The sequence below is a fragment of the Flavobacterium sp. Leaf359 genome (assembly GCF_001423985.1).
GTDB lineage: Bacteria > Bacteroidota > Bacteroidia > Flavobacteriales > Flavobacteriaceae > Flavobacterium > Flavobacterium lindanitolerans.
Genome location: NZ_LMPW01000014.1, coordinates 21,680 through 27,679, shown reverse-complemented (window position 1 = coordinate 27,679; position 6,000 = coordinate 21,680). Strand labels below are relative to the sequence as shown.

General features: G+C 37.9%; 7 protein-coding genes. 2 read left to right on the top strand and 5 right to left on the bottom strand.

Going from position 1 to position 6,000, the window contains the following annotated elements; genetic code table 11:
* The first annotated feature begins 185 nt into the window (after positions 1–185).
* A complete protein-coding gene (locus ASG38_RS14535) occupies positions 186–704 on the top strand; it encodes a shikimate kinase (protein ID WP_056072627.1) in 519 nt (172 codons plus the stop codon).
* Here the strand turns inward: ASG38_RS14535 and ASG38_RS14530 are convergent.
* Positions 696–1,193 (bottom strand): phosphoribosyltransferase family protein, encoded by a 498-nt coding sequence (locus ASG38_RS14530; RefSeq protein ID WP_056072623.1) that lies wholly within the window; start codon positions 1,191–1,193, stop codon positions 696–698. The genes ASG38_RS14535 and ASG38_RS14530 overlap by 9 nt on opposite strands.
* Before the next feature lie 64 nt (positions 1,194–1,257).
* Positions 1,258–1,653 carry an RNA-binding S4 domain-containing protein gene (locus ASG38_RS14525; RefSeq protein ID WP_056072620.1) on the bottom strand — a complete coding sequence of 132 codons (396 nt, stop codon included), beginning with the start codon at positions 1,651–1,653 and terminating at the stop codon, positions 1,258–1,260.
* A 77-nt stretch (positions 1,654–1,730) separates the two neighbouring features.
* Between ASG38_RS14525 and ASG38_RS14520 the strand changes: the two genes are divergently transcribed.
* Positions 1,731–2,693 (top strand): FKBP-type peptidyl-prolyl cis-trans isomerase, encoded by a 963-nt coding sequence (locus tag ASG38_RS14520; protein ID WP_056072618.1) that lies wholly within the window; start codon positions 1,731–1,733, stop codon positions 2,691–2,693.
* 72 nt (positions 2,694–2,765) lie between these two features.
* Here ASG38_RS14520 and ASG38_RS14515 read toward each other — a convergent pair whose 3' ends face one another.
* The 3 genes from ASG38_RS14515 to ASG38_RS14505 all read right to left on the bottom strand — a co-directional run bounded on the left by ASG38_RS14515 (position 2,766) and on the right by ASG38_RS14505 (position 5,922).
* Complete coding sequence (locus ASG38_RS14515) at positions 2,766–3,719, bottom strand: transketolase family protein (protein WP_056072615.1); 954 nt, start codon at positions 3,717–3,719, stop codon at positions 2,766–2,768.
* Positions 3,720–3,790: 71 nt separating this feature from the next.
* Complete coding sequence (locus ASG38_RS14510) at positions 3,791–4,642, bottom strand: transketolase (protein WP_056072612.1); 852 nt, start codon at positions 4,640–4,642, stop codon at positions 3,791–3,793.
* 101 nt (positions 4,643–4,743) lie between these two features.
* Positions 4,744–5,922, bottom strand: a complete 1,179-nt coding sequence (locus tag ASG38_RS14505) for a tetratricopeptide repeat protein (RefSeq protein WP_056072610.1) — start codon at positions 5,920–5,922, stop codon at positions 4,744–4,746.
* Between the last annotated feature and the right edge of the window lie 78 nt (positions 5,923–6,000).

The following is a 6,000-nucleotide window of genomic DNA, read 5'->3' as shown; positions in this document are numbered from 1 at the left end:
GCTCGAACCCAGGACCCCATCATTAAAAGTGATGTGCTCTACCGACTGAGCTATCGAGTCATTAATTTCTTGAATGCGGGTGCAAATATACGTTCTTATTATTTATTTTTCAAAGCAATTTTGTTTTAAATTTGTCTTTTTTTACTAATCTTTTATAATGCCTTAATTTATAAGGTTTTACTTTAATGATAAAAATTGTTTTATTGGGGTATATGGGTTCAGGAAAGTCAACAATTGCCCATTTGTTGTCTGAAAAAACTCAAATCGAAGCTTTTGATTTGGATAAAATTATCGAAGAAAGAGCAGGATTGTCTATAAAAAATATCTTCGAGCAGAAAGGAGAAGTCTTTTTCCGGAAGTTGGAAAACCAGATTTTTAAAGAATTGATCTCTTCAGAAAAAGAAATGATCTTAAGTCTGGGCGGTGGTACGCCTTGCTATGCCAATAATCACGAATTGCTTAATGGTGATGGAGTGGTTTCTTTTTATTTGAAAGCTTCGATAGAAACACTGTATGGCAGATTACTTTCTGTCAGGGATAACCGTCCATTGATTGCAGAACAAGAGGAAGAGGAAATGAAAGAATATATCGCAAAGCACCTTTTTGATCGTAGTTATTATTACAATCAGGCTACACATATTGTTTCTGTTGATGGCAAGTCTCCAGAAGAAGTATCGGCTGAAATAAAACGTATATTAGCTTAAATAGGCGTAGTCTTCCTTCGCTTCAAAAACTACCTGTACATGCTCTTGTAGAGAGGTGGAAAGGGAAATTCCTTTAAAATCTGCCTTTACAGGGTATTTTTTATGATTTCTATCTACAAGTACCGCTGTCTTGAATTTTTTCAAAGGAACGTCTAAAAAATGCTTAACGCCATACGCCAGGGTAGTGCCGGAGTTTAGCACATCGTCTACAAGGACAAGCCCTTTATTTTCGTATTGGTTTTTGCCTAAGGAAGTCGTTACTTCATTGTGCGGATTCTGTTTGTCGATAAAGACCTCGCAAAGGGCTACTTTCAAAGGGGATATTTGGGTGACTTTCTGGGCAATTTTTTCAGCAAAAACATAGCCGTTTTTAGCTATTCCTGCAATAACAATTTCTTCTTCATCAACAAAAGTTTCGTATATCTGATAAGCGATTCGCAGGATTTTGTGCTCTATTTCCTGATTGTTGAGGATGATATTTTTGCTCATTTTGTTTATTTTTTTCAAAGATAAAAAACGCTTTGTTTGTTTGTGCTATATGACGGTTTATATTTTAATAGTCGGTCTCGTCCTCGTCATTTTCAAAGTCCAGGTTAAAGTCATCAATATCTCTGCGGTCTTTTTTTGTAGGCCTGCCCTCACCGTGTTTTCTGTAATGCTCCTTTGATAATTTCAAAAGCTCCAAATGCTGGAAAGCTTCAATTGGAGTTTCGTCTTTTCTGTAAATATCAACAAGTTTGGCACCCACACGGTTTTGGGGAATGTCTAACACGGTAATCGTATGCGTAATCTGATCTTTCCTGAAGGTAATTTTATCAGTGGCAAATACTTCTTTCGAAGGCTTTGCAACCTGCCCGTTTACAGTAATATGGTTCTTTTTGCAAGCTTCGGTAACCATGTTGCGTGTTTTGTAATATCGAACGCACCAGAGGTATTTGTCTACTCTCATTTTAAAACTAAAATCTACGTTAATTTATTTACAAAAATAAATCAAAATTGTATCTTGCGCCTCTAAAATCAATAATAATGACCAGAATTAAGCTTTTTTTAATAGCTATAGTTTCAAGTACGGTTCTTTTTTCCTGTAAAAAAGACGATGATTCTTCAAAAGTAGCTCCTCCAAGAGACAGAGCGACACAATATGCATCAGACATACAGGATATCGAAACCTACTTAAAGACGCATTATCTTACCGTTACTATGGATGCCAATAATAATCCGGTACCTACCATTATTCAGATTCCTGAGGGAGGTACACAGGTTTCTATCTGGGACCAGCAGGATTATCCGTTGAAAACTAAGATGGTTAGAAATGATGGAAGAACCTATACGAATGCAGATCCTATAGTAGGGAAGCCAATTAATGATCCGGTTGAATATAAATTATACTACATAAAATTAAGAGAAGGTGTGGGTCAATCTCCAACAAGAGTAGATTCTACTTTGGTGACTTACAGAGGTCATGCTTTAGATGGAACTCAGTTTGACTACAGGCCAAATCCGGTTTGGTTTTCTCAGGAAAGTGTCGTTTCCGGATGGAGAAATATAATGACAGAATTTAAATCAGGAAATGCGGTTGATGATCCGTCTAATCCGGGAGGAACACTTTTGACAGATTATGGCGTAGGAATTGTATTTGTGCCTTCTGGTTTAGGTTATTTTAATGGAGCTCCAGCGGGTTCAGGATTGTCTTCCTATTCGCCTTTGGTATTTACAATAAATCTGCATATGGTGAAATATGCTGATAATGATGGAGATGGAATCTTGTCGTATTTAGAAGATTTAAATGGAAATGGTGATTATTATGATGATGATACAGATGGAGACGGCATACCCAACTTTTTAGATGTTGATGATGATGGAGACCGCACAAAAACAAGAACTGAGATTAAAGATGCTTTTGGAAATATCTATCCGTTTGATCTGATACCAAACTGCTCCGGAACAACAGGAGGTTTAAAGAAACATTTGGATCCGAGTTGCCATTAATGGTTTACTTTGAAGTAATATAAAAAGCCCGTTCAAACGAACGGGCTTTTATTTTTATAAAGCTAAAGCTTTTTATTTTCTTTTGATAGCTCTTTCAGCAGCTTCAACAATTGCCTGATTGTTTAGTTTGTATTTCTGCATCAATTGATCCGGAGTTCCGGACTCTCCAAAGCTGTCGTTTACGGCAACGAATTCCTGTGGAGCAGGATTGTTCAATGCCAATACTCTTGCTACGCTTTCTCCCAAACCACCAAGAATGTTATGTTCTTCAGCAGTAACAACACATTTTGTTTTTGCAAGTGATTTCAAGATAGCTTCTTCGTCAAGAGGCTTAATCGTGTGGATGTTGATTACTTCAGCAGATATGCCTTTAGCTTCTAATGCTTCGGCAGCTACCAATGCTTCCCATACTAAATGTCCTGTAGCCACAATAGTTACATCCGTTCCTTCATTAAGCAATACTGCTTTTCCTATTTCAAACGTTCCGTTTTCTGGAGTGAAATTTGGAACCGATGGACGTCCAAAACGAAGATAAACAGGTCCGTGGTGTTCTGCAATAGCAATTGTAGCTGCCTTGGTCTGGTTGTAATCGCAGGTATTGATTACGGTCATGCCAGGCAACATTTTCATTAGCCCTATGTCTTCAAGGATTTGGTGAGTAGCACCGTCTTCACCTAGGGTAAGTCCCGCGTGTGAAGCACATATTTTTACATTTTTATCAGAATAAGCAACAGACTGACGAATCTGGTCATATACTCTTCCTGTAGAAAAGTTGGCAAATGTTCCTGTAAAAGGAATCTTTCCGCCAATTGTCATACCTGCAGCAATTCCAATCATGTTTGCTTCCGCTATTCCAACCTGAAAAAAACGTTCCGGGTGGTTCTTTTTGAAATCGTCCATTTTTAATGAACCAATCAAGTCAGCGCAAAGTGCAACAACATTTTCGTTTTTTTGACCTAGTTCGGTCAGTCCCGCACCAAAACCGGAGCGGGTGTCTTTATTTCCTGTATTGATATATTTTTTCATTTTTATCTTTTTGATATACGAATAGGCTGTTGGCAATAACTTGAAGCTTACTGCTTAAAGCCTACTGCCTTTTAGTAATCGCTTTCGCCTTCACAATAGTTTTGAGCCAAAGCATTGGCCAGCTGCTCATCATTTGGAGCTTTTCCATGCCAGGCGTGGCTATACATCATATAGTCTACACCATTACCCATTTCAGTATGTAGCAATACGCAAACAGGTTTTCCTTTTCCTGTTCTTGATTTGGCATCGGTCATACCGGCGATGATAGCTTCAATGTCATTTCCTTTTTCGATATCTAAAACATCCCAGCCAAAAGCCTCAAATTTAGCTCTGATGCTTCCCATGTTTAAAACTTCGTCAGTAGGACCATCAATTTGTTTTCCGTTTAAATCGATTGTAGCGATATAATTATCGACTTTGTAAGCAGAAGCATACATCATTGCCTCCCAATTTTGCCCTTCCTGCAATTCACCGTCACCATGAAGGCTATAAACCAGATGAGAATCCTTATTCAGTTTTTTTGTCAGTGCAGCACCAATAGCAACAGACATTCCTTGTCCTAAAGAACCCGAAGCCATTCGTATTCCCGGAAGACCTTCGTGCGTTGTTGGATGGCCTTGTAATCTGGAATTGATGTGGCGGAATGTAGCCAGTTCAGATACCGGAAAATAACCGCTTCTTGCCAATACGCTATAGAAAACAGGAGAAATATGTCCGTTCGACAAAAAGAAGATATCTTCATCCTTTCCATCCATATCGAAACCTGGTTTGCGATCCATTAAATTTTGATAAAGTGCGACAAGAAATTCTGCACAGCCTAGCGAACCGCCCGGGTGTCCTGAGTTTACAGCATGAACCATTCTGAGAATATCTCTGCGTACTTGAATAGTTAAGTTGTTTAATTGTTGTGTGTTAGGTTTCATTCTTATAGGATAAATTTAAACTGGCGCAAAGATAATCAGATATTTGGATTTTTTGACATCTGAATTTTTAGAATTTCATAAAGAACAAGGCATAAATTCTGTCAGTAGGCTTTTTGGTTCACATATTTCCGGGTTTCAATAATCAATGCATCAATGTTGTAAGTATAATTGTCTAAAGATTTGCTTTCCAGGAATAATTCCAGTGCTTTTTGATAGTCGCCTCTCTCCTGATAATAAATTCCGAGATTTCTAAAATAATAAGGATTGTATGGATCCAACTCATACGATTGATTGAGGTCATGAAGTCCTTCTTCAATACGACCAAGTTTTATTTTTGAAAAACCCCTGTTGTTGTAGGAGTAGGCAAAAGATTTGTCAATTTCCAATGCTTTATCAAAAAAAGTAATTGCCTCTTCATATTTTTCAAGAATGTTAAGCGTATAGCCCTTGTTGTTAAGCGAGTAGCTGTTCATGGGGTTCAGCTTCAGGGATATGCCATAAAGTTTCATTGCCTTTTCATGGTTTTCATAATGGGTGTAGATAAGCCCCAGATTGGAATAGTCTTCTGAATTCATTTGGAACCGTTTTCGGAACTCATCAAAATAACTTTTGGCCTTGCGGTAGTTTTTAATTAGAAGATGGCAGTAAATAGCCCAGCGATAGGTATCCTGGTCTTTTAGTCCATTGGAAAGTATGGCGTCAAAAACAGTGGCGGCTTCAGTATATTGCTTGTTATTGTATAAATCAATAGCATCAAAATATTGTTTGGGATACTTTTTATGGCGAAAGAGCCTCACCAGGGAAGTGCCGTCATTATGTCCAATCTTGCCATCATGGAGCGTAATGGATTGGTTGCTTGGGATAATGTTCTTTAAGAAATCAAAAATAGAAAGCAGTAAGAAAATCAGAAAAAGAAACGACAGGAAGTCTTTTAGCCTGAAAGTAAAAGCAATGTAGCAGGAAATTAATGCAATGAAAAGAGAAGCCAATGGACCGGTAAGCGTATAAATAATTTTTTTGTTGATAGAAATATTACTGGCATGAGGAACACACAGACCTCCTCTCCATTTGAAAAGATTGTACTTTATCCAGATTTCGAGCTTGCCAATCGCTAACCGAAAACTTTTATCGGTGTCGCCATAGGAGCCAAGAAAGATAGTAGCGCGTTCGCCGGTCATTAAGATAACAGGAATTGCATGGCCAAGTTCGTGAAAGACCGTAAGAAAAGGTCTGGAGATTAAAAATATAGCAAGCAATTCAGCCATCAATTGTGTTTTCATGTCTATCAGGATTTGGCAAGAAAAATGCTTTGGGGGTAATTACATTTCGGTCTAAAAATAACAATAAATTTTTTTCTT